This is a genomic window from Streptomyces sp. NPDC014006 (genome assembly GCF_043088925.1).
GTDB lineage: Bacteria > Actinomycetota > Actinomycetes > Streptomycetales > Streptomycetaceae > Streptomyces.
In genome coordinates this window covers 1102481-1124924 of record NZ_JBICAJ010000001.1, presented here as the reverse complement: position 1 = coordinate 1124924, position 22444 = coordinate 1102481, and the positions used below count along the sequence as shown (strand labels likewise).

Sequence of the window (22444 nt, the reverse complement as noted above, 5' to 3'; positions counted from 1 at the left end):
GGGTAATGGAGAACTTATGCGGCCCATCGCATAAGTACCAGCCGCGTCATCCTACGGCCGTTCCGAACAGGCTGCCCAGGGCGTACGTCACACCGGCGGCGGCACCACCCAGGACAAGCTGGCGCAAACCGCTGTACCACCAGCTGCGCGCGGTCACCTTGGCGACCACCGCACCACAGGCGAACAGCCCGAACAGCGCGAGCAGCAGGGCCGGCCACAGCACGGTCGCGCCGAGCAGATACGGCAGCACGGGCAGCAGGGCACCCAGCGCGAAGGAGCCGAACGAGGACACGGCCGCGACCAGCGGCGACGGCAGATCCCCCGGGTCGATGCCCAGCTCCTCGCGGGCGTGGATCTCCAGCGCCTGCTCAGGGTCCTTCGACAGCTGCCGGGCGACCTCGCGGGCCAGCTCCGGCTCCACGCCCCGCGCCTGGTACAGGGCGGCCAGCTCCGCCTCCTCGTCCGCGGGGTGCTTGCGCAGCTCGCGGCGCTCGACGTCCAGTTCGGCCTCGACCAGCTCACGCTGGGAGGCGACCGAGGTGTACTCGCCTGCCGCCATCGAGAAGGCGCCGGCGGCCAGGCCCGCGAGCCCGGTCAGCACGATCGTGTGCTGACCGACGGAGCCGCCCGCGACACCGGTCATCAGGGCCAGGTTGGAGACCAGTCCGTCCATCGCGCCGAAGACGGCGGGGCGCAGCCACCCTCCGTTGACGTCACGGTGGGTGTGGTTGTCGCGGTGCGCCTCGTGCAGCGCCGCCCGGGTCTCGATGATGGCCATTGCGGTCCCCCAAGAAAGCTAAGGCAAAGCTAAGTCTGGACAGATTCCAACTTCCGACAACGCCAAATCTATGCCAGGTGATTCCCTCGCCGCCAGCAAGGAAAGGCTGGGCTAACCTGCGGTTTTGCCCGCCGCCTGATGACAGCCGACCGGGTGACACCGGGCCCGCATGCGCGAGGCGTGACGCCCGCCGTGGCACACCTGGCGCAAGGGGCTGTACGCCCTCGACGGGACTGTCCGGAGGTGACGCCGTCATGGCCTCGATCCGTGAGCGGGCCCGTGGCGCCCTGCTCGGCCTGGCCGTGGGCGACGCCCTCGGGGCGCCCGCGGAGAACCTCAAGCCCTCCGAGATCCGCGCCCGCTGGGGCCGCATCACCGGATTCGTCGCCGCCGAGCCGGCCGGCACCGACGACACCGAGTACGCGATCTTCTCCGGACTGCTGCTGGTCCGGCACGGTTCGGCCCTGACCCCGGCCGATGTGGAGGCGGCCTGGCACGAGTGGATCGCCGACCGCGCCGAGGGCCCCTTCCGCGGTGCGGGGTTCAGCGAGCGCGGCACCCTGGAGAACCTGCGCCGGGGCCTGGCCGCGCCCATCTCCGCCCAGCACCGGCACGCCTGGAGCGACGGGCTCGCCATGCGCGCGGCGGCGTCCGGGGTGCACGCCGCGGGCCGCCCGGCGGAGGCGGCACGGCTCGCCGCGATCGACGGCGCGGTCAGCCACGAGGGCGAGGGCATCTACGGCGGCCAGGCGGTCGCGGCCGGGGTCGCGGCGGCGATGGGCGGTGCCACGCCGGAGGCGGTGGTCGCGGCCGCGCTCACCGTCGTACCGGACGACTCCTGGACGGCTCGCTCCCTGCGGCGCGCGGTCATCGCCGCCCACCGCGGCGAACGCGCGGTGCGTACCGCCGTCGTCATCGGCGGCTACCCCTGGACCGACCTCGCCCCCGAGGCGGTCGCCCTCGCCTTCGGCGCCTACGCGGCGGCCGACGGCGACTTCCGCGACGCGGTGCTCACCGCCGTCAACATGGGGCGCGACGCGGATACGACGGCGGCGGTGGCCGGCGCTCTGGCGGGCGCGACGCAGGGAGTGGCGGCGATCCCGGCCGACTGGGCGGCGGCGATCGGCCCGGCCCGCGGCAGCTGCCTGCCGGCGATGAAGGGGCGGCATGTGCTGGAGGTGGCGGACCTGCTCGTGGAGGCCGCTTCTCCCGGGGCGGGCGGGGACAAGAAGGCCGAGAGGGCGGCGCAGACCGAGAGGACCGCGCAGGCCGGGGAACCGGGCGCGTGGGCGGCGCGGGTCGTGGTGCCGGACCTCGTCCCGGACACGGCGCCGGACCGTCTCCCCGAGAAGGTGCCGGACTTCGTCCCCGGCAAGGTGCCGCACTACGGCCCCGACAAGATGCTGGACGAGGCGCGCGGCTCCCTCGCGCCCGCCCCTTCCCCGGCCGAGCCGGCCGGCGGAGGGGCGCCGCCCCGCGGGTCCCGGGCGCCGAACCCTCTCGTACCGGCGATGGATCCCGGTGAGCCCGACGAGGTGAAGCCGTGACGCGCCGTATCGAAGGACTGCTCCTCGGGCTCGCCGCCGGAGACGCGGCCGGATGGCCCGCCGCCCGGCACCGGGCCGCGCGCATGCCGGAGTGGACCCGGCGGCTCACCCGCGAGCTGGACACCTTCGCCGAGCAGAACGCCACCACCACCCTGCCCGTCCCCATCGCCCTCAACCAGCCGCCGGAGCCGCTGCGCCTCGGCCCCTCCGACGACGCCGAGTGGGCGGCGTTCGCCGCCGAAGCGGTGCTGCGAGCCGGTGACGACCACGCCCTCGGCGACCTCAGCCGGGAACGCCGGGTGCGCACCGCGCTGGACCTGACCTGGACCGCCGTGGCCGCCGAGGTCGCCGCCGCGGCGGAGCGCGCCGCCGAGATCGAGTCCGCCGTCCTGCCCCTGCGCGCCCGCATCTCCGTGCGCGCGGGCCTCGGCAACCTGGCCGCCGGACTGCGTCCGCCCGCCACCGGCCACGACAACCCGCACCACTTCGACGACGCGGCCTGCGTGCGCGCCTGCGTCCTGGCCGCCGCCCACGTCGGCGACCCCCGAGCCGCCGCCGACCTCGCCGAGTTCGACGCCCGCTACACCCAGGACGGCGACGGCGTGCACGGCGCCCGGGCGATGGCGGCGGCCCTCGCGCTCGCCCTGACCGGCGCCGACACCGGCACCTGCGTGACCGCCGCCCTCGGCGAACTCCCCCCGGACACCGAGATCGGCCGCAACGCCCGGCACGCGCTCACCCTCGCGCGCGACGCCGGCAGTGCCTTCGCGCTGGTCCCGCCGCTGGAGCACCAGATCGTCGACCACGTCTACAGCTACGGCATCGCCGCCGCCGAGACCGTGCCGGTCGCCCTCGCGCTGGCCAGCGCCGCGGACGGCCGCATCGCCGTCGCCGTGCCCGCGGCCGCCTGCCTGTCCCGGGTCGCGGACTCCGCCCCGGCTCTCACCGGCGCCCTCACCGGCGCGCTCGGCGGCGCGGAGGCGATCCCGGAGACCTGGCGTGACGCCTGCCGCACCCTCACCGGCTGCGCCCTGCCCCGTCTGACCGGCACCGACCTGGTGGAACTCGCCGAGCTGCTGGAAGCCGCGCAACCGGCCCTGCCGGGAGGATGATTCGGCACATGACGCCCAAAGGAGAAGAAACCCCAGGGGCCGTGGCCCTGGCGGAGCGGATCACCGGCGCCCTCGTCGGCGCCGCCGTCGGTGACGCCCTCGGCGGCCCGGTCGAGGGCTACTCCCCCGACCAGATCACCGAACGTCACGGCGGCCGCATCCACGGCATCGTCGGCCCCTGGCACGGCGACGCCTGGCGCACCGCCCGCCCGCTCGCGCCGTACCACAAGGGCGACGGGCACGTCACGGACGACACCCTGATGACCCACGCACTGGTCAGGGTGTACGCCACGGTCCGCGACCACCTGGACGCCTACGCGGTCGCCGACCACCTGGTCCCGGACCTGATGACCACCCCGCGCTGGATCCCGGAGCTGGAGGCGGAGGCGCTGCCCCTGCAGCGGATCTTTCTCGCGGAGAAGTGGCTGGTCGCCCGACTGCACTACGGCCATGTCGACCCCCGCGAGGCCGGCGTCGGCAACCTCGTGAACTGCGGCGCCGCGATGTACATGGCCCCGGTCGGCCTGGTCAACGCGGCGAACCCGGCCGCCGCGTACGCCGAGGCGCTGGACGTGGCGGGCGCCCACCAGTCGTCGTACGGCCGGGAGGCGGCCGGCGTCTTCGCCGCGGCCGTGGCGGCGGCCTGCGCTCCGGGCGCGACACCGGAGTCCGTGGTCCGCGCCTGCCTGGGCCTGGCCAAGGACGGCACCCGGACGGCGATCGAGGCGGTGTGCGAAGTCGCCGCCCGCTACACCGACTTCGAGTCGGCGCTCGCCCCGCTGCGGACGGCCGTCGCCCCGTACGACACCGTGGGCCCCGACTACCGCTCCCCCTCGCTGGGCGCCCGCCGCCCGTCCCGGCTGCACGCGATCGAGGAACTGCCCGTCGCGCTGGGGACGGTGCTCGTCGCGCGCGGCGACTACCGGCACGCGGTGCTCGGCGCGGTGAACTACGGCCGCGACTGCGACTCCATCGCGACGATGGCGGGCGCGCTGGCCGGTGCCCTCGGCTCCCCGGTCCCGGAGGACTGGGCGAAGACCGTCGCCGAGGCCAGCCGCCTCGACCTGTGGGAGCCGGCCCGCGCCCTCACCGAGGTCGCCCGGGAGGTCTTCCGGCGGGACGTGGAGCGCCGGCGCGCCCACGAGGAGGCGTTCGCGCGGCTCGGAGGCGCCGGATGCGCCGACTGACCTGGGTCCAGCCCGAGGACCTGATCGGCCACGAGTTGCGCCAGGCGGCGCTGGACGGCCGGGAGCCGAAGGCGATCGCGGCGCGCTGGCGGGCGGCCGGCGGCCCGGACGCCCCCGAGCGGGCCGGGGCCTCCCCGCAGCGCACCTCCCGCTATCTGCGGCAGCTCGCCGAGGACCTGCTGGACGAACTCGCCGATCTGCCCAGCCGGCTGGACGAGCCGACCGACCTGGAGCGGATCGGACGGCTCTGCCCCGACTGGCCCGCCCCCGCACCCCGTACGCCCCTCACCGCGGAACGGCTGGAGGCCGCCTGGCTCGGCCGGGCTGCCGGCTGCCTGCTCGGCAAGCCCGTCGAGAAACTCCCGCTCGACGGCATCCGCGCGCTCGCCCAGGCGGTCGGCAACTGGCCGCTGAGCACGTGGTTCACCGCCCGCGGTGTCCCCGCCGAGCTGCTCGCGGCGCACCCCTGGAACCGCCGCTCGGCCGCTACCTCCCTGGCCGAGACCATCGAGGGCATGCCCGAGGACGACGATCTCAACTACCCTTTGCTGAACCTGTTGTTGCTCCAGCGTCACGGCCGCGCCTTCACCACCGCCGACGTCGCCGGCCTCTGGCTGGACGAGCTGGCGCCCGGCCGGGTCTTCACCGCCGAGCGCATCGCCCTGCGCAACCTGCTGCTCGGCCTCGAACCGCCGGAGACCGCCCGCCACCGCAACCCCTTCCGCGAGTGGATCGGCGCTGTGATCCGCGCCGATGTGCACGGCTGGACCAACCCCGGCGACCCGGCGGGCGCCGCCGCACAGGCCCACCGCGACGCCATCCTCAGCCACACCGCGAACGGCGTGTACGCGGCGATGTTCACCGCGGCCACCCTCGCTGCGGCCGCCTCCGGCACCCAGGACGTGCACGCCTGCCTGCGCACCGGTCTGACGGTGGTCCCGCCCGGCTCCCGGCTGGCGCAGGCGGTCCGGCACGCGGTGCAACTCGCCCACGAGCACGCCGACTTCGACACCGTCGTCGATCGTCTCCACGCCCGTTACGCCTCCACCCACCACTGGGTGCACGCCCTGCCCAACACCGCGCTGACCGCCGCAGCCCTCACCCACGCCGACGGGGACTTCGCCGGGTCCATCTGCCGGGCGGTGTCGGGCGGCCTGGACACCGACTCCAACGGCGCCACGGCCGGCAGCGTCGCCGGACTGCTCGCCGGTTCCCCCGCCGCGCTGCCCGACCGCTTCACGGCCCCGCTGAAGAACCGGCTCGCCACCTCCGTCTCCGGCTTCGACGGCATCGGCTTCGACGCCCTGGCCCACCTCACGCACAGGGAGGCATCCCGTCCATGACCGACGCCCCGCTCACCGGCCTGCGTGTGCTGGACCTCGCCACCCTTTTCGCCGGGCCCCTCGCGGCCACCTTCCTGGGCGACTTCGGCGCGGAGGTGATCAAGGTCGAGCACCCGGCGAAACCCGACCCGTCCCGCGGCCACGGCCCCGCGAAGGACGGGATCGGCCTGTGGTGGAAGGTGCTCGGCCGCAACAAGCGCACCCTCACCCTCGACCTGTCCACCCCGGGCGGCCGCACCACCCTGCTGCGCCTGGCCGCCGGCGCCGACGTGATCGTGGAGAACTTCCGCCCCGGCACCCTGGAGAAGTGGGACCTCGGCTGGGAGGAACTGTCCGCCGCCAACCCCCGGCTGGTCCTCGCCCGGGTCACCGCCTTCGGCCAGTTCGGCCCCTACGCCCACCGGCCCGGCTTCGGCACGCTCGCCGAGGCCATGAGCGGCTTCGCCGCGATCACCGGCGAACCGGACACCCCGCCCACGCTCCCGCCGTTCGGCCTGGCCGACTCCGTCGCCGCGCTCGCCACCGCCTACGCGGTGATGACCGCGCTGGCCGCCCGGGAGCGCACCGGCGCCGGGCAGGTCGTCGACATGGCGATCATCGAGCCGATCCTGACCGTCCTCGGCCCCCACCCGACGTGGTACGACCAGCTCGGATACGTCCAGGAACGCACCGGCAACCGCTCCGCCAACAACGCCCCGCGCAACACCTACCGCACCGCCGACGGCACCTGGGTGGCCGTCTCCACCTCCGCCCAGTCGGTCGCGGAGCGGGTGATGGAGCTGGTCGGCCGCCCCGAGCTGATCGACGAGCCGTGGTTCGCCACCGGCGACGGCCGCGCCCGCCACGCCGGCCTGCTCGACGAGGCGGTCGGGCGGTGGATCGCCGTCCGACCCCGCGAGGAGGTCCTCGCCGCCTTCGAGAAGGCCGAGGCGGCGATCGCCCCCGTGCAGGACGTACGGGAGGTGATGACCGACCCGCAGTACCAGGCGCTGTCCACGATCACCACCGTCGACGACCCGGAGCTGGGCCCGCTGCGCATGCAGAACGTCCTGTTCCGGCTGTCCGCCACACCCGGCGCGATCCGCTGGGCCGGCCGGCCGCACGGCGCCGACACCGACGCCGTCCTCACCGAGCTGGGCCTGACCGCGGCCGAGGTGGCCGCGCTGCGCGCCGAGGGCGCCGTATGACGCGCCCGCCGCGCGCCCCGTCCGCCTCCTCCTCACCGGCCGCTTCCGCGCCGGCCGCGTTCGCGCGCACCGGTTTGCCGCGCACCGGTTTCCCGCTCACCTGGCTGTACGCCCCCGGTGACCGGCCGCGGGTCGTCGTCAAGGCGCTCGGCTGCGGGGCCGACGTGGTGGTGGTCGACCTGGAGGACGCGGTCGCCCCCGACCGCAAGGAGTACGCCCGCGCCGCCACCGCCGAGCTCCTCGCCGAGCGGCAGCCGGTGCCGGTGCACGTGCGGATCAACGCCTTGGACGGCCCGCTCGCCGCGGCCGACCTGCGAGCCCTCTCCCCTCTGCCGGGGGTGGCGGGGCTGCGGCTGCCGAAGGTCGGCGGGCCCCAGCAGATCGTGCGGGTCGCCGAGCGCGCGGTGGCCGCGGACGGCGGGGCGTTGCCGCTGTACGCCCTCCTGGAGTCGGCGCTCGGCGTCGAGCACGCCCACGCCATCGCGACCGCTCACCGTGCCGTGCGCGGCATCGCGCTGGGCGAGGCCGATCTACGGGCCGATCTCGGGGTGCGGGCCGACGCCGGGCTGGACTGGCCGCGCTCCCGGGTGGTCGTCGCCGCGCGGGCGGCGGGGCTGCCACCGCCCGCCCAGTCCGTGCATCCCGACATCCGCGACCTGGACGGCCTCGCCACGAGCTGCGCCCACGGCCGCGCTCTGGGCTTCCTCGGACGCGCCGCGATCCACCCGCGCCAGCTCCCGGTGATCGAACGGGCCTACCTGCCGACCCCGGCGGAGATCGAGGACGCGGAGGCGGTGATCAAGGCGGCGGCCGCCCACCCGGGCGCCCACGCCCTCCCCGACGGCCGCTTCATCGACGCCGCGGCGGTGACCGCGGCCCACCGCACACTGGATCTGGCCCGCCGCCGCTGAGATGCCGAAGGGCGCCCGGAAGACTCCGGGCGCCCCTTATGGCCGTACGACGCGAAGCGTCACGACTTCTTGGTCGCGGACCCCGCCTCGTTCTTCGCCTCGTCGCTCACCGAAGTCCTCGCCACAGCGTCGGGCTCGGCCTCGGACGTGGTCCCGGCCTCGTCCGCCGCGGCCTCGCCGGCCGCGCCGTCACCGCCGGGCACCTCGTCGTCGCCGGCCGCCTCGCCGGAGACCTGCGGTTCCACGACCGCCTCCCGGCCCGGCCGCTTCTTCGCCGACAGCACGATGTAGAGCACCGCGAGCAGGAAGACGAACAGCGCGGTCCAGTTGTTCAGCCGCAGGCCGAGGATGTGGTGCGCGTCGTCCACGCGCAGGTACTCGGTCCAGAACCGGCCCACGCAGTAGGCGGCGACATACAGCGCGAACGCGCGGCCGTGGCCCAGCTTGAAGCGGCGGTCGGCCCAGATGACGAGCAGCGCGACGCCGATGCACCACAGCGACTCGTACAGGAACGTCGGGTGGTAGGTGCCGGGCACCCGCCCGTCCGCCGAGGACGTGATCTTCAGCGCCCAGGGCAGGTCGGTCGGCTTGCCGTACAGCTCCTGGTTGAACCAGTTGCCCCAGCGGCCGATCGCCTGGGCCAGGGCGATGCCGGGGGCCACCGCGTCGGCGTACGCCGGCATCGGGATGCCCCGGCGGCGGCAGCCGATCCACGCGCCCAGCGCGCCCAGGGCGATCGCGCCCCAGATGCCGAGGCCGCCCTCCCAGATCTTGAAGGCGTCCACCCAGTCACGGCCCTCGCTGAAGTACAGCTCGTAGTCCGTGATCACGTGGTACAGGCGTCCGCCGACCAGGCCGAACGGCACCGCCCAGACCGCGATGTCCGCGACCGTGCCGGCCCGTCCGCCCCGGGCGATCCAGCGCTTGTTGCCGAGCCAGACGGCAACGAAGACGCCGATGATGATGCAGAAGGCGTAGCCGCGCAGCGGAATGGGCCCGAGGTACAGCACCCCGCGCGACGGGCTGGGAATGAAGGCAAGTTCCATGGCAAGGTCGACGCTACCGTGCCGGACCCGGCCGACGGCAGGCACCCTGGCTACGGGTCCATAACGGGGCGTGAGAAAACGCCGTGTGGCGCCGCCGGGCCCGGGGTCCGCCGCCGGTCTCAGCCCTTGGCGGCCTCCTTGACCATCTGCTTCAGCTTCGCCGGGGTCATCGTCTGGTCCTGGTAGATGTTCTTGCCGTTGAGCAGCACGGTCGGCGTGCCCTGGAAGCCGGCCTTCTGGAACGCCTGGTGCGACTTGGCCACCCAGCTGTTGTGCTTGCCGTCCTGTACGCAGGAACGGAAGGCGGGCGTGTCGAGGCCGGGGACCTTGCCCGCCAGCCCGATCAGCTTGCTGTCCTCGGCGTAGGCGTCGTCGGTCTCCTTAGGCTGGTTCGCGTACAGCACGTCGTGGTACGCGGTGAACTTGCCCGCGTCCTGGGCGCAGGCCGCGGCGTTCGCGGCGTGCCGGGAGCCGCTGCCGCCGAGGTTGCCGTCGATCAGGGTGACCAGGTGGTACTCGCCTCTGAGCAGGCCGGCGCCGGTGAGCTCGTGGATCGTGGGGCGGTACGCCGCCTCGAAGGCCTGGCAGGCCGGGCAGCGGAAGTCCTCCCAGACGACGAGGGTGGATTTGGCGCCGTCCTTGCCGACCGGGATGGCCAGGGCGTCCTTGCCCTGCGCGCCCGAGGGCGCGACGACGGGACCGGCACTGCTGGAGCCCTTGTCCTTGCCCGCGTTCGCGGCGACGACGCCGATCACCGCCGCAAGGCCCAGCACGCACACGACGCTGGCCCCGATGATCAGGGCGCGCCTGCGCTTCTCGGCGGCCTTCTGCTTCTCGCGCTCGACTGCCAGCCGCTCCCTGGCGGTGCGCTTTCCGTCACGGTTCTTCTCGCTCACACCCCCAGAACGAACCGGGGAGGCGCATTGCGCCTCCCCGGTCCCAGGTCCACCCGTTCGAGTGACCGATACGAAATGTCCCTGTCTGTGTCCCTGTCTCTTACGCCTGCCCGCGGACGCCTACGCCTGTCCGCGCACGCCCTGCGCCAGCTCGCCCGCGAGGGAGCGCACCGCTTCCAGGCCGGCCGCCTCGTCCGGCGCGTCCAGCATCCGCTTGACGAAGGCCGAGCCGACGATCACACCGTCGGCGAAGCCGGCGACCTCGGCGGCCTGGGCGCGGTTGGAGACGCCGAGGCCGACGCAGACGGGCAGGTCGGCCCCGGTGGCGCGGGTGCGTCCGACCAGGTCCTGGGCCTGCGCGCCGACCGACTCCCGGGTGCCGGTGACGCCCATGAGGGAGGCGGCGTAGACGAAGCCGCTGCCGGCCGCGGTGATCTCCCGCAGCCGTGCGTCCTTGCTGCTGGGCGCCACGACGAACACGGTCGCGAGTCCGTGCTTGTCGGCGTGCTCGCGCCACAGCGCCGACTCCTGCACCGGCAGGTCGGGCAGGATGCAGCCGGCGCCGCCCGCCTCGGCCAGCTCGGCGGTGAACCGCTCGACGCCGTAGCGGTCGATGGGGTTCCAGTAGGTCATGACGAGAACGGGCTTGCCGGTGGCCGCGTGGGCCTCGCGGACGGTCCGCATCACGTCGGCGATCTTCACGCCGCCGCGCAGTGCGATGTCGTCGGCGGTCTGGATGACCGGGCCGTCGAGCACGGGGTCGCTGTGCGGCAGGCCCACCTCGACAACGTCGGCGCCGCCGTCGAAGACGGCCTTGATCGCCTCGATGCCGCCGTCCACGGTCGGGAAGCCGGCCGGCAGGTAGGCGATGAGCGCGGAGCGCCCCTCGGCCTTGGCGGCGGCCAGGGTGTCGATCAGCAGCTGAACGTTCCCGCTCACTTGGCGTCCCCCTCGATCTCCGCCGTGTCGGCCTCGTTCGCCGCCACCTCGGCGTCGGTGTCGTACAGCCCGAAGTAGCGGGCGGCGGTGTCCATGTCCTTGTCGCCGCGGCCGGACAGGTTGACCACGAGCAGCGCGTCCTTGCCCAGTTCACGGCCGACCTCCAGGGCGCCCGCGAGAGCGTGGGCGCTCTCGATGGCCGGGATGATGCCCTCGGTCCGCGACAGCAGGCGCAGCGCCTGCATCGCGGCGTCGTCCGTGATCGCGCGGTACTCGCCGCGGCCGGAGTCCTTGAGGTAGGAGTGCTCGGGACCGATGCCCGGGTAGTCCAGACCGGCCGAGATGGAGTACGGCTCGGTGATCTGTCCCTCCTCGTCCTGCAGGACATAGGAGCGCGAACCGTGCAGGATGCCCGGCTCGCCGGCGGTCAGCGTGGCCGCGTGCTCGCCGGTCTCGACGCCGTGGCCGGCGGGCTCGCAGCCGATGAGGCGGACGCCCTCGTCGGGGATGAAGGCGTGGAAGAGGCCGATGGCGTTGGAGCCGCCGCCGACGCACGCGATCGCCGCGTCGGGCAGCCGGCCGGCCCGCTCCAGGAGCTGGCGGCGGGCCTCCACGCCGATGACGCGGTGGAAGTCGCGGACCATCGCCGGGAAGGGGTGCGGACCGGCGACCGTACCGAAGAGGTAGTGGGTGTGGTCGACGTTGGCGACCCAGTCGCGGAACGCCTCGTTGATGGCGTCCTTCAGCGTGCGGCTGCCGGACTTCACGGCCACGACCTCGGCGCCGAGCATGCGCATGCGGGCGACGTTGAGGGCCTGGCGGCGGGTGTCGATCTCACCCATGTAGATCGTGCACTCGAGGCCGAACAGCGCGCAGGCGGTGGCCGTGGCGACGCCGTGCTGGCCGGCGCCGGTCTCGGCGATCACGCGGGTCTTGCCCATGCGCTTGGTGAGCAGGGCCTGGCCGAGCACGTTGTTGATCTTGTGTGAGCCGGTGTGGTTGAGGTCCTCGCGCTTGAGGAACACGCGGGCGCCGCCGGCGTGTTCGGCGAAGCGGGGAACCTCCGTCAGGGCTGACGGACGGCCGGTGTAGTTCACCAGCAGGTCGTCGAGTTCCCTGGCGAACTCGGGGTCGTTCTTGGCCTTGTCGTACTCGACGGCCACCTCGTCCACGGCGGCGACGAGGGCCTCCGGGATGAACTTGCCGCCGAATTCTCCGAAGTAGCCTGCGGAGTTGGGGACTTGACCCTGGGGGTCGGGGATGAAGAAATCGCTGGGCATGCCAGAACCTCACGGTGAGTGCGTGGAAGAACACTGATCGCCGTGGGGGCGGAGCTTGTCGTTCGACCTCAGGCCGTGTGTGGCTGGTCGCGCAGTTCCCCGCGCCCCTGAAGGGCGCGCTGCCATCGGCGTCCGTTCACCTGACCCGGTTCGTCTCCGATGACGTAGCGGACCCTGCGGCCGTGTACCCGGCGGGCGGGCGCGCGGCAGCCACGCGGGCGGCAGCCGCGCGCGAGGCGCGCGTACCGGTCCGTCGTGGTCGCGGGGGTCGTCGCAGTCATCGGGGAAACTCTACCGGGACCTCAGCCCCGGCCGTGGCGGAGCGCCGGGTGTTCGCCCGCGGCGACCAGGTCGGCGACCGCGGCCTTGGGGTCCTTGCCGGTGACCAGGGACTCGCCCACGAGGACGGCGTCGGCGCCGGCGTTGGCGTAGGCGATCAGGTCGTGCGGGCCGCGGACGCCGGACTCGGCGATCTTGACCAGGTGGTCGGGGATCTCCGGGGCGACGCGCTCGAACGTGCCGCGGTCGACCTCCAGCGTTCTGAGGTTGCGCGCGTTGACGCCGATGATCTTGGCGCCGGCGTCCACGGCCCGCTCGACCTCGTCCTCGTCGTGCACCTCGACCAGCGGGGTGAGGCCGATGGAGACGGCGCGCTCGATCAGCGACTCCAGGGCCGGCTGCTCCAGAGCGGCGACGATCAGCAGGGCGAGGTCGGCGCCGTAGGCACGGGCCTCCCACAGCTGGTACGACGTGACGATGAAGTCCTTGCGCAGGACCGGGATGTCCACGCGGGCGCGGACGGCCTCCAGGTCGGCCAGCGAGCCGCCGAAGCGGCGCTCCTCGGTGAGGACGGAGATGACGGCCGCGCCGCCCGCCTCGTAGTCCGCGGCGAGACCGGCCGGGTCGGCGATCGCGGCCAGCGCACCCTTGGAGGGGCTGGAGCGCTTCACCTCGCAGATCACCTTGACGCCGTCGCCCTTGAGCGCGGCCACCCCGTCCTTGGCCGCGGGGGCCTTCGCCGCGCGCTCCTTGAGCTCGTCGAGGCTGACGCGCGCCTGCCGCTCCGCGAGGTCGGCACGGACTCCGTCGATGATCTCGTCGAGCACACTCACGCGAGCGGCCCCCTTCCAGACGGTTGACAGTTCCAGCGACCAGGGGGGAACCATTGGTCACTGCGATGGTATCCGCCCGAAGGCCATGACTTCGCATCCGGTGGATGCCGGTCCCACTACCTGGACATTCACCGATCCCTCACGGATGGAGCCAACCGCCGAACGGCAGGTTCCGGACAACCGTGAAGACCAGCAGCAGCCCGCCCAGCGTCCACAGGTGGACGGGCCGCGGGTCGGGCCGGAAGGGCCGTACACGCACGGCGTGAACCACCCAGACGGTCCACAGCACCGCGAAGCCCAGATAGCCCACAACGGCCGCCGCGTTGTCGTGCAGCGCGCCCGTCAGGTCGCCGTGCGCGACGGCGTGCGCGCTGCGCAGCCCTCCGCAGCCGGGGCAGTAGACACCGGTGAGGCGCAGCAGGGGGCACACGGGGTAGTGGCCGGGCTCGTTGGGATCGACGGCGCCGACGTAGGCGAAGGCGCCCACGACGGCGGCGAGGACGGCGGCGGGCACCGCCAGCCGCTGAAGGAGTCCGTGTCTCACGTGTCGCATTGTGCTCCCCGCGGGCCGAGGACGCCTGAGGGGCGCCCCGGCACGCGTGTGTGCCCGGGCGCCCCTCACGGCATCTTCGTGCGGTCGGTCCGAGGGCTCAGCCCTTGGCGACGGCCGCCTCGCGGTTGGCCGTGGGCTGGTCGGCCATCACCAGCGGCTGCGACGCGGACTTCGGGGCGCCCATGCCCATGGCGCGCATGATGCCGCCGGCTACACCGCCGAGGCACACGACCCCCATGCTGACCCAGAAGCCGACGGGCTGGGCCAGCACCACGAAGGCGCCGGCGGCGCAGAAACCGATGAAGGCGATGATGACACCGGTCCAGGCGGCCGGGGTGTGTCCGTGGCTGCTGCCCGCCATTGCTAGCTCCTCGTTGCCGTGTACGTGTCGTACGTGTCCGTGATGGACGTTGTGTTCAGCTCCATTGTCCCGTACGCACGCGCGTGCCGTGCGCCGGGGTGGGCCGTCGGAGCGCGTCAGGCCGGGCCGGTGCCCGTCGGGTCCTCGCCGCGGTCGAGAGCCTTCCACAGGTCCTCGGGGCGGTCGGTGTCGACGGCCTTGGCGGCGCGGCGCGGGCGGGGGGCGCCGTTGCGCTCGTAGCGCCCGGACATCGCGGGCCACAGCCGGCCGTAGCGCAGGGCGAGCAGGCCGGCCAGCAGGATCAGCGCGCCGCCGACGGCGGCGACGTAGGGCCAGGCCGTGTGGGTGAGGGCGGCGACGGTGGCGGAGGTGTCGCCGGAGGCCGCGGCGGCCTTGTCGTCGAGGGCGGCGCTGTCGCTCGCGCCGACCACGGCGGCGACGACGATCCCGGCGCCGGACAGGGCGAGGACGGCGGACACCAGCAGCCGGCCGGACCGGCGTACGGCGAAGACGGCGACGAGCGCGGCCAGGCCCACTACGGCAAGCGCCGCGGGTACGCCGGTGACGTCGCTGCCCTTGGCGGTGAGCGGGAAGGCGCCGCCGGCGACCGTCGCGGTGCCCTCGGCCCAGCGCTGCCGGGTGGACAGCAGTGCGACGGCCGCGCCGAGCGCTCCGCACAGCAGGGCGAGGGCGAGGCTGCGGCGGCCCGACCGGGCGGGGGCGGCTTCGGTACGGGGGTGAGGTACGGCAGTCACGTACTCCACTATCGCCCGGACCCCGGGTGAACCGTCACCCGGGGTGCCGTGAGAAGCGCCCCACCGTGGGGAGTGCCTACGCGCCGAGCCGGTTGGCGGTGTGCACGGCGCGCAGGACGGCGGCCGCCTTGTTGCGGCACTCGGTGTCCTCGGCGACCGGGTCGGAGTCGGCGACGACGCCGGCGCCCGCCTGGACGTAGGCGGTGCCGTCGCGCAGCAGGGCGGTGCGGATCGCGATGGCGGTGTCGGAGTCGCCGGCGAAGTCCAGGTAGCCGACGCAGCCGCCGTACAGCCCGCGCCGGGACGGCTCCAGCTCGTCGATGATCTGCATGGCGCGCGGCTTCGGGGCGCCGGAGAGGGTGCCGGCCGGGAAGCAGGCGGTGAGCACGTCGTAGGCGGTGCGGCCGGGGGCGACGCGGCCGGTGACCGTGGAGACGATGTGCATCACGTGCGAGTAGCGCTCGATGGACATGAAGTCGACGACCTCCACCGAGCCCGGCTCGCAGACCCGGCCCAGGTCGTTGCGGCCGAGGTCGACGAGCATGAGGTGCTCGGCGCGCTCCTTGGGGTCGGCGAGCAGCTCGTCGGCGAGGGCCTGGTCCTCCTGCGGGGTGGCGCCGCGGTGCCGGGTGCCGGCGATGGGGTGGACCATGGCCCGCCCGTCCTCGACCTTGACCAGCGCCTCGGGCGAGGAGCCGACGACGTCGAACCCGTCGAAGCGGAACAGGTACATGTACGGCGAGGGGTTGGTGGCCCGCAGCACCCGGTAGACGTCCAGCGCGCTCGCCGTGCACGGCGTTTCGAAGCGCTGCGAGGGGACGACCTGGAAGGCCTCTCCGGCCCGGATGCGCTCCTTGACGTCCTCCACGGCGGCCTGGAAGTCCGTGCCGCCCCAGCGGGCGGTGAACTCGGGCAGCTCGGAGGGCGGCAGCACCGCGGGCGGCTGGGCGACGGCGCTGGAGAGGTCCGCCTGCATGGCGTCGAGGCGGGCGATCGCGTCGGCGTAGGCCTCGTCGACGCCGCTGTCCTGGTCGTTGTGGTTGATCGCGTTGGCGATCAGCAGGACCGAGCCCTCCCAGTGGTCCATGACGGCCAGGTCGCTGGTGAGGAGCATGGTCAGCTCGGGCAGCTTCAGGTCGTCGCGCTCGCCGGGGCCGATCTTCTCCAGGCGGCGGACGATGTCGTAGCCGAGGTAGCCGACCATGCCGCCGGTGAAGGGCGGCAGGTGCAGGTCGTGGGCGAGGTCGCGCGGGGTGTGCAGTGTCTCGAGGGTGGCGCGCAGCGCGGCCAGCGGGTCGCCGTCGGTGGGCACGCCCACGGGCGGGGTGCCGAGCCAGTGCGCCTGCCCGTCGCGGGCGGTGAGGGTGGCGGCGCTGCGCACGCCCACGAAGGAGTACCGGGACCAGGAGCGGCCGTTCTCCGCGGACTCCAGCAGGAAGGTGCCGGGGCGTTCGGCGGCGAGCTTGCGGTAGAGGGCGACCGGGGTGTCGCCGTCGGCGAGGAGTTTGCGCGTGACCGGGATGACCCGGCGGTCGGTGGCGAGCTTGCGGAACGTCTCGAGGTCCATGGCGGCCGACCCTACTGATCCGAGCCCGGTACGCCGGAACCGGCGTCCTTGAGCAGCACGTCGACGTCGAAGCAGGTGCGCGCGCCGGTGTGGCAGGCGGCGCCGACCTGGTCGACCTTCACGAGCACGGTGTCGGCGTCGCAGTCCAGCGCGACGGACTTCACCCACTGGAAGTGCCCGGAGGTGTCACCCTTGACCCAGTACTCCTGGCGGCTGCGCGACCAGTAGGTGCAGCGGCCGGTGGTGAGCGTGCGGTGCAGGGCCTCGTCGTCCATCCAGCCGAGCATGAGCACCTCCCCGGTGTCGTACTGCTGGGCGATCGCGGGCAGGAGGCCGTCGGGGCTGCGCTTGAGACGCGCGGCGATCTCCGGGTCGAGGCTGCTGGGCGGAGAGCTGTGGTGCGAAGCGCCTCCACCAGGGGCGGTGGTCGGGTGACGGGCGGGCGTGCTGCTGGTCATGGGTGCCATTGTGCCGCGCGCGGGTGATCGCACCGGTGCCGTGTCCACTGGGTGGTCGTAGGCTGACGGTATGTCGACCTTCGCCAAGCGTGAACGACTCCTGCTCGCCGACCTCCTGGAGACGGCCGGTCCGGACGCCCCGACCCTGTGCGAGGGCTGGCAGACCCGCGATCTCGCCGCGCACGTGGTGGTGCGTGAGCGCCGCCCCGACGCCGCCGGGGGCATTCTGATCAAGCCGCTGGCGTCCCGCCTGGAGAAGGTGATGGAGGAGTTCGCGGGCAAGCCGTACGGGGAGCTGATCCGGCTCATCCGCACCGGCCCTCCGCGGTTCTCACCGTTTCAGCTCAAGCAGCTCGACGAGGCGTCGAACACGATCGAGTTCTACGTCCACGCCGAGGACGTCCGCCGCGCCCAGCCGGACTGGTCGACGCGCGAGCTGGACCCGGTGTTCCAGGACGCCCTGTGGTCCCGGCTGGAGCGCACGGCCCGGCTGATGGGCCGCGGCGCCCCGACGGGCCTGGTGCTGCGCCGCCCCGACGGCCAGACGGCGGTCGCCCACCGCGGCACACCGGTGGTCACGGTGACGGGCGAGCCGTCGGAGCTGCTGCTGTTCCTGTACGGCCGGCAGAGCGCGGCGAAGGTGGCGCTGGACGGCGAGGAGGACGCCATCGCCAAGCTGCACGAGGCGAAGGAGCTGGGGATCTAGCGCCCGCGTTCGCCCGGTCCCGGGTCACGGCAGTTCGGCGCGGCGCAGTGGGCGGGCGCCCAGGACGACGACGCCGGCGAGTGCGCTGACGCCCGCGCACACCGCGAACACCGGTCCGGTGCCCCACAGCGTCACGGCCCCGCCGACCAGGGGGAAGGTGAGGGGTGCGACGCCGAAGCCCACCAGGGTGGAGACGGACATGACCCGGCCGAGGTAGGCGGCACCGGCCCGGACCTGGACGAGTGCTCCGCACAGGGCGCCGGACAGTCCGGCGGTCACGCCGATGAGCGCGGCCACGCCGGCCGCGGCGGCGACGGACGGGACCTGGGCGAGCGCGGCGATGGCGAGGGCCGCCACCAGGTTGGTCACCGCGGCCACCACCGCGGCGCGGGGGATGCGGCCGCGCCAGGTGATCAGCAGGGCGGCCCCTGCCGCGCCGGTGCCGAAGCCGGCGAGCACCCAGCCCATGCCGGCGGAGCCCCAGCCGCGCTGCTGGGCGAGGACGGTCAGGCCGAGGTTCATGGGGCCGACGAAGCCGAGGTCGCTGAGCGCGGCGGCGATCACCAGCGGACGCAGCACCGCGTCCCGCCGGATGTGCCGCAGTCCGTCCCGCAGTTCGGCGAGCACGGGCTGCCGGTCCTGGCGTTCGTCCGGCGGCAGCGCACCGACCCGCACGCCCAGCAGCAGCGGCAGGGACACCCCGACGAGCAGCGCGGCCAGGCCGAAGGCGCCGGCGGTGCCGCCGACGGCGACGCCGAGGCCGCCGAGCGGTCCGCCGAGGACGTTGGCGAGCCGGGTGGCCATGCCCCGCATGCCCTGGACGCGGGTGAGCTGGTCGCGTGAGGTGATCCGCGCGGGCAGCGCACCGGCCGCGGGCAGGAAGACGGCGTCGACGATGCCGAAGAGCACGGCGACCGCGCCGAGCACCCACAGGCCCGGGCTGGTGACGAGCAGCAGGACGGCGGCGCCGAGAACGAGGGCGCTGCGGGCGGCGGTGGAGCCGAGGACGACCCGGCGCGGCCCGTAGCGGTCGGCCACCACTCCCCCGCCGAGCATCAGCAGGGCGCGCGGCACCGCGCTGGCCGCGGTGACGAGCCCGGCCTGGGCGGGGGTGCCGCTCTGGACGGCCGCCCAGGACAGGGCGATGTAGTAGACGTTGTCGCCGACCGCGGACGAGGCGTAGGCGCCGAGCCAGCGCAGGACGTTGGGGTCGCGGTGGGCGGGTCTGTCGACCGGGCGGGCGGGTGAGGCGAGGGTGGTGGTCACGCGGACCGTCCTCTCGAAACAGGATCCCGGGTCGCGGGATCTCAGGTGCGGAAGGGGAAGCCGTACGTGTGCATCGCGACGTTCTCGCGGCCTTCCGTGTCGCCCGCTTCGGCTGCGGCACGGCCGAGCTCCTCGTACTTGCGCACGAGGTCGTAGATCTCCTTGGACAGCCGTGCCAGTTCGTCCGGGGTGAGCTTGAGCAGCCACTCGGAGGAGTCGGAGGCGGTGTTCCACGCGGCGCCCCAGTGGGGGCGTTCGTCGAGGAAGCGGCGGTACATGTCGGCGCGCTGCTCGAAGAAGAGGCGGCTGGCGGCGGTGTGCGCGGCGGCCTTCTCCGGGGCGTCGCGGAAGTCCTCGTCGCGGATCGAGACACCGTCGGTGGAGGGCTGCCACCAGCGTTCGCGGGCGTCCGTGCTCTGAGTCCCGGCCTCCTCGATCAGGCCGTGCTCGGCGAGTTTGCGCAGGTGGTAGCTGACCAGCGACACCGCTTCGTCGACCTGTTCGGCGAGCTGGGAGGCGGTGGCGGTGCGGGCGATGGTCAGCGCCCGGTACAGCTTCATCCGCAGCGGGTGGGCGAGCGCCTTGAGCGTGCCCACGTCGCGGATCCGGCGGTCTCTCTCCCTGTCTGGCATGCCTCCACGCTAGATGCACAAGAAAAGTTGCACAATCTATTTTGCGCAACTTTCCTTTCGCTTCTGCCCGCGAAAAAGCCCCGGCCGGTCACGCAACCGGCCGGGGCCCTGGCCGAAGGGGTCAGCGCACGGGGTGGCCCGCTTCCCGCAGCGTCTGCTTCACCTCGCCGATGCGCAGGTCGCCGAAGTGGAACACCGATGCGGCCAGCACCGCGTCCGCGCCCGCCTCCACGGCCGGCGCGAAGTCGGCGAGCTTGCCGGCGCCACCGGAGGCGATCACCGGGATCGTGACGTGCTTGCGCACGGCCGCGATCATCTCCAGGTCGTAGCCGTCCTTGGTGCCGTCGGCGTCCATCGAGTTCAGCAGGATCTCCCCGGCGCCCAGCTCGGCCGCCCGGTGGGCCCACTCGACGGCGTCGATGCCGGTGCCGCGGCGGCCGCCGTGGGTGGTCACCTCGAAGGAGCCGGACTCGGTACGGCGGGCGTCCACCGACAGCACCAGCACCTGCCGGCCGAAGCGCTCGGCGATCTCCCGGATCAGCTCCGGGCGGGCGATCGCGGCCGTGTTGACGCCGACCTTGTCGGCGCCCGCGCGCAGCAGCTTGTCGACGTCCTCGGCCGTGCGCACACCGCCGCCGACGGTCAGCGGGATGAAGACCTGCTCGGCGGTGCGGCGCACCACGTCGTACGTCGTCTCCCGGTTGCCCGAGGACGCGGTGATGTCCAGGAAGGTCAGCTCGTCGGCGCCCTCGGCGTCGTACACCTTGGCCATCTCGACGGGGTCGCCCGCGTCGCGCAGGTTCTGGAAGTTGACGCCCTTGACGACCCGGCCGTTGTCCACGTCCAGGCAGGGAATGACTCGGACCGCCAGGGTCATGCGGACACCCCCTGCACTCCGCCGGAGCGGTACGCCTCCACCTCGACCTCGACGACCAGCGAGGGGTCGACGAAACCGGAGACGATGATCATCGACGTGGCGGGCCGGACGGAGTCGAACAGCTCCTTGTGCGCGCGGCCGACGTCGTCCACGTCCCGGGCGTGGGTGATGTACATGCGCGTTCGCACGACGTCGTCCCGGTCGAGCCCCACCTCCTTCAGCGCCGCCAGGGCGACCTGGAAGGCGTTGACCGCCTGCTCGTACGGGCCGCCCCCGGCGATCTGCCCGTCCACGATGGACGTGCAGCCCGAGACCAGCACCAGGCCGTTCGGCAGCTCCACCGCGCGGGAGTAGCCGAACTGCTCCTCCCAGGGCGCGCCGGTCGACACGCGTCGGACATCGCTCACTTGGCTACCGCCTCCAGAGCCTCTTCGAGGGTGAACGCCTTTGCGTACAGCGCCTTCCCGACGATGGCGCCCTCCACACCGAGCGGTACCAGGTCGGCGATGGCGCGCAGGTCGTCCAGCGAGGACACGCCGCCGGAGGCCACGACCGGGCGGTCGGTGGCCGCGCAGACGTTCTTCAGCAGCTCCAGGTTGGGGCCCTGCAGCGTGCCGTCCTTGGCGATGTCGGTGACGACGTAGCGGGCGCAGCCCTCCTTGTTGAGGCGGTCCAGCGTCTCGTAGAGGTCGCCGCCGTCGCGGGTCCAGCCGCGGCCGCGCAGGGTGGTGCCGCGCACGTCGAGGCCGACGGCGATCTTGTCGCCGTGCTCGGCGATGACCTTGGCGACCCACTCGGGGGTCTCCAGGGCGGCCGTGCCGAGGTTGACGCGGGTGCAGCCGGTGGCCAGCGCGGCGGCCAGGGTCTCGTCGTCGCGGATGCCGCCGGACAGCTCCACCTTGATGTCCATGGCCTTCGCGACCTCGGCGATCAGCTCGCGGTTGTCCCCGGTGCCGAAGGCGGCGTCCAGGTCGACCAGGTGCAGCCACTCGGCGCCGGAGCGCTGCCAGGCGAGGGCGGCCTCCAGCGGGGAGCCGTAGGAGGTCTCGGTGCCGGACTCTCCGTGCACCAGGCGGACGGCCTGGCCGTCGCGGACGTCGACGGCGGGGAGGAGTTCGAGCTTGCTCACAGTGTTCCGATCCAGTTGGTGAGGAGCTGGGCTCCGGCGTCGCCGGACTTCTCGGGGTGGAACTGCGTCGCCCACAGGACGCCGTTCTCGACGGCGGCCACGAAGGGCTTGCCGTGCGTGGCCCAGGTAACCTTGGGAGCCGCGATGACCGGGTTGGTGACCTCGAGGCTCCAGTCGTGGACCGCGTAGGAGTGCACGAAGTAGAAGCGGGCGTCGGCGTCCAGGCCGGCGAACAGCTCCGAGCCGGCCGGGGCGTCCACGGTGTTCCAGCCCATGTGCGGCACGATGTCGGCCTGGAGCGGCTCGACCGTACCGGGCCACTCGTCCAGCCCCTCGGCCTGGACGCCGTGTTCGATGCCCCGCGCGAAGAGGATCTGCATGCCGACGCAGATGCCCATCACCGGGCGGCCGCCGGCCAGCCGGCGCTCGACGATCCAGTGGCCGCGCGCCTCCTTGAGCCCCGCCATGCAGGCGGCGAAGGCACCGACGCCGGGCACGAGCAGGCCGTCGGCGTTCATGGCCCGGTCGTAGTCGCGGGTGATCTCGACATCGGCACCCGCGCGTGCCAGAGCGCGCTCGGCGGAGCGCACGTTCCCGAAGCCGTAGTCGAAGACGACGACCTTCTTCGGGCTGCTCATCAGCTCCACACCTCCAGCCGCATCACCCCGGCGACCAGGCACATGGCCGCGCCGATGGACAGCAGCACGATCAGGCTCCGCGGCATCTGCTGCTTGACGAAGGAGATGATGCCGCCGATCAGGAACAGACCGACGACGATCAGGACGGTGGACAGACCGTTCAT

Annotated in this window: 25 protein-coding genes and 1 pseudogene; 7 read left to right on the top strand and 19 right to left on the bottom strand. The window is 73.4% G+C overall.

Features of this window, described 5'->3' with window-relative positions; genetic code table 11:
* Positions 1 to 46: 46 nt before the first annotated feature.
* On the bottom strand, positions 47 to 778 hold the full coding sequence (locus ACF1GV_RS05170) for a VIT1/CCC1 transporter family protein (protein ID WP_391677975.1): 732 nt from the start codon (positions 776 to 778) through the stop codon (positions 47 to 49).
* A gap of 254 nt (positions 779 to 1032) precedes the next feature.
* Between ACF1GV_RS05170 and ACF1GV_RS05165 the strand changes: the two are divergent.
* The 6 genes and pseudogenes from ACF1GV_RS05165 to ACF1GV_RS05140 all read left to right on the top strand — a co-directional run.
* Positions 1033 to 1983 (top strand): annotated as a pseudogene (locus ACF1GV_RS05165) (ADP-ribosylglycohydrolase family protein); the annotation flags it as partial.
* A 338-nt stretch (positions 1984 to 2321) separates the two neighbouring features.
* Positions 2322 to 3437, top strand: a complete 1116-nt coding sequence (locus tag ACF1GV_RS05160; RefSeq protein ID WP_391677973.1) for an ADP-ribosylglycohydrolase family protein — start codon at positions 2322 to 2324, stop codon at positions 3435 to 3437.
* 8 nt (positions 3438 to 3445) lie between these two features.
* A complete protein-coding gene (locus ACF1GV_RS05155) occupies positions 3446 to 4624 on the top strand; it encodes an ADP-ribosylglycohydrolase family protein (RefSeq protein ID WP_391677971.1) in 1179 nt (392 codons plus the stop codon).
* The gene (locus tag ACF1GV_RS05150) at positions 4612 to 5967 is read left to right on the top strand and encodes an ADP-ribosylglycohydrolase family protein (protein WP_391677969.1); all 1356 of its coding nucleotides are present in this window, start codon (positions 4612 to 4614) and stop codon (positions 5965 to 5967) included. The genes ACF1GV_RS05155 and ACF1GV_RS05150 overlap by 13 nt, the downstream gene beginning before the upstream one ends.
* Positions 5964 to 7154, top strand: coding sequence for a CaiB/BaiF CoA transferase family protein (locus tag ACF1GV_RS05145; protein WP_391677968.1), 1191 nt, complete (start codon positions 5964 to 5966; stop codon positions 7152 to 7154). The genes ACF1GV_RS05150 and ACF1GV_RS05145 overlap by 4 nt, the downstream gene beginning before the upstream one ends.
* Positions 7151 to 8065, top strand: coding sequence for an HpcH/HpaI aldolase/citrate lyase family protein (locus tag ACF1GV_RS05140; protein WP_391677966.1), 915 nt, complete (start codon positions 7151 to 7153; stop codon positions 8063 to 8065). Before ACF1GV_RS05145 ends, ACF1GV_RS05140 begins: the two co-directional genes overlap by 4 nt.
* A 59-nt stretch (positions 8066 to 8124) precedes the next feature.
* Here ACF1GV_RS05140 and lgt read toward each other — a convergent pair whose 3' ends face one another.
* The 11 genes from lgt to hisI form a co-directional block, all read right to left on the bottom strand.
* The gene (lgt, locus tag ACF1GV_RS05135) at positions 8125 to 9111 is read right to left on the bottom strand and encodes a prolipoprotein diacylglyceryl transferase (protein ID WP_391677964.1); all 987 of its coding nucleotides are present in this window, start codon (positions 9109 to 9111) and stop codon (positions 8125 to 8127) included.
* A 119-nt stretch (positions 9112 to 9230) separates the two neighbouring features.
* Positions 9231 to 10007 carry a DsbA family protein gene (locus tag ACF1GV_RS05130; RefSeq protein ID WP_391677963.1) on the bottom strand — a complete coding sequence of 259 codons (777 nt, stop codon included), beginning with the start codon at positions 10005 to 10007 and terminating at the stop codon, positions 9231 to 9233.
* A gap of 120 nt (positions 10008 to 10127) precedes the next feature.
* The gene (gene trpA, locus ACF1GV_RS05125) at positions 10128 to 10946 is read right to left on the bottom strand and encodes a tryptophan synthase subunit alpha (RefSeq protein ID WP_391677961.1); all 819 of its coding nucleotides are present in this window, start codon (positions 10944 to 10946) and stop codon (positions 10128 to 10130) included.
* Positions 10943 to 12226 (bottom strand): tryptophan synthase subunit beta, encoded by a 1284-nt coding sequence (gene trpB, locus ACF1GV_RS05120; protein WP_391677959.1) that lies wholly within the window; start codon positions 12224 to 12226, stop codon positions 10943 to 10945. The genes trpA and trpB overlap by 4 nt, the downstream gene beginning before the upstream one ends.
* A gap of 68 nt (positions 12227 to 12294) precedes the next feature.
* Positions 12295 to 12507: a tryptophan biosynthesis modulator TrpM gene (trpM, locus tag ACF1GV_RS05115; protein ID WP_391677956.1), complete on the bottom strand. Its 213-nt coding sequence runs from the start codon at positions 12505 to 12507 to the stop codon at positions 12295 to 12297.
* A 21-nt stretch (positions 12508 to 12528) separates the two neighbouring features.
* Positions 12529 to 13338, bottom strand: a complete 810-nt coding sequence (gene trpC / locus ACF1GV_RS05110) for an indole-3-glycerol phosphate synthase TrpC (RefSeq protein ID WP_363269157.1) — start codon at positions 13336 to 13338, stop codon at positions 12529 to 12531.
* Between the two features lie 139 nt (positions 13339 to 13477).
* Entirely contained in the window at positions 13478 to 13891 is a 414-nt protein-coding gene (locus ACF1GV_RS05105) for a DUF2752 domain-containing protein (protein WP_391677952.1), read from the bottom strand.
* A gap of 97 nt (positions 13892 to 13988) precedes the next feature.
* A complete protein-coding gene (locus ACF1GV_RS05100) occupies positions 13989 to 14252 on the bottom strand; it encodes an HGxxPAAW family protein (protein WP_391677949.1) in 264 nt (87 codons plus the stop codon).
* 116 nt (positions 14253 to 14368) lie between these two features.
* Entirely contained in the window at positions 14369 to 15016 is a 648-nt protein-coding gene (locus ACF1GV_RS05095) for a TIGR02234 family membrane protein (RefSeq protein WP_391677947.1), read from the bottom strand.
* 67 nt (positions 15017 to 15083) lie between these two features.
* Positions 15084 to 16574, bottom strand: a complete 1491-nt coding sequence (locus tag ACF1GV_RS05090; RefSeq protein WP_391677945.1) for an anthranilate synthase component I — start codon at positions 16572 to 16574, stop codon at positions 15084 to 15086.
* Between the two features lie 11 nt (positions 16575 to 16585).
* Positions 16586 to 17032, bottom strand: a complete 447-nt coding sequence (gene hisI, locus ACF1GV_RS05085) for a phosphoribosyl-AMP cyclohydrolase (protein WP_391677943.1) — start codon at positions 17030 to 17032, stop codon at positions 16586 to 16588.
* A gap of 70 nt (positions 17033 to 17102) precedes the next feature.
* On the opposite strand from hisI, the gene ACF1GV_RS05080 reads away from it, so the two are divergent.
* On the top strand, positions 17103 to 17738 hold the full coding sequence (locus tag ACF1GV_RS05080) for a TIGR03085 family metal-binding protein (RefSeq protein ID WP_391677941.1): 636 nt from the start codon (positions 17103 to 17105) through the stop codon (positions 17736 to 17738).
* A 24-nt stretch (positions 17739 to 17762) separates the two neighbouring features.
* On the opposite strand, the gene ACF1GV_RS05075 is transcribed toward ACF1GV_RS05080, so the two are convergent.
* From ACF1GV_RS05075 to ACF1GV_RS05045, 7 genes are all read right to left on the bottom strand, one after another.
* Positions 17763 to 19004, bottom strand: a complete 1242-nt coding sequence (locus ACF1GV_RS05075) for an MFS transporter (RefSeq protein WP_391677939.1) — start codon at positions 19002 to 19004, stop codon at positions 17763 to 17765.
* Between the two features lie 41 nt (positions 19005 to 19045).
* Positions 19046 to 19636, bottom strand: coding sequence for an ArsR/SmtB family transcription factor (locus ACF1GV_RS05070; RefSeq protein WP_391677937.1), 591 nt, complete (start codon positions 19634 to 19636; stop codon positions 19046 to 19048).
* A 121-nt stretch (positions 19637 to 19757) separates the two neighbouring features.
* Positions 19758 to 20513 carry an imidazole glycerol phosphate synthase subunit HisF gene (hisF, locus tag ACF1GV_RS05065; RefSeq protein ID WP_363269148.1) on the bottom strand — a complete coding sequence of 252 codons (756 nt, stop codon included), beginning with the start codon at positions 20511 to 20513 and terminating at the stop codon, positions 19758 to 19760.
* A complete protein-coding gene (locus ACF1GV_RS05060) occupies positions 20510 to 20920 on the bottom strand; it encodes a RidA family protein (protein ID WP_391677934.1) in 411 nt (136 codons plus the stop codon). The genes hisF and ACF1GV_RS05060 overlap by 4 nt, the downstream gene beginning before the upstream one ends.
* Entirely contained in the window at positions 20917 to 21642 is a 726-nt protein-coding gene (gene priA, locus ACF1GV_RS05055; protein ID WP_363269146.1) for a bifunctional 1-(5-phosphoribosyl)-5-((5-phosphoribosylamino)methylideneamino)imidazole-4-carboxamide isomerase/phosphoribosylanthranilate isomerase PriA, read from the bottom strand. The genes ACF1GV_RS05060 and priA overlap by 4 nt, the downstream gene beginning before the upstream one ends.
* Positions 21639 to 22280, bottom strand: a complete 642-nt coding sequence (hisH, locus tag ACF1GV_RS05050) for an imidazole glycerol phosphate synthase subunit HisH (protein ID WP_363269145.1) — start codon at positions 22278 to 22280, stop codon at positions 21639 to 21641. Before hisH ends, priA begins: the two co-directional genes overlap by 4 nt.
* Positions 22280 to 22444, bottom strand: a complete 165-nt coding sequence (locus ACF1GV_RS05045) for a hypothetical protein (protein WP_363269144.1) — start codon at positions 22442 to 22444, stop codon at positions 22280 to 22282. Before ACF1GV_RS05045 ends, hisH begins: the two co-directional genes overlap by 1 nt.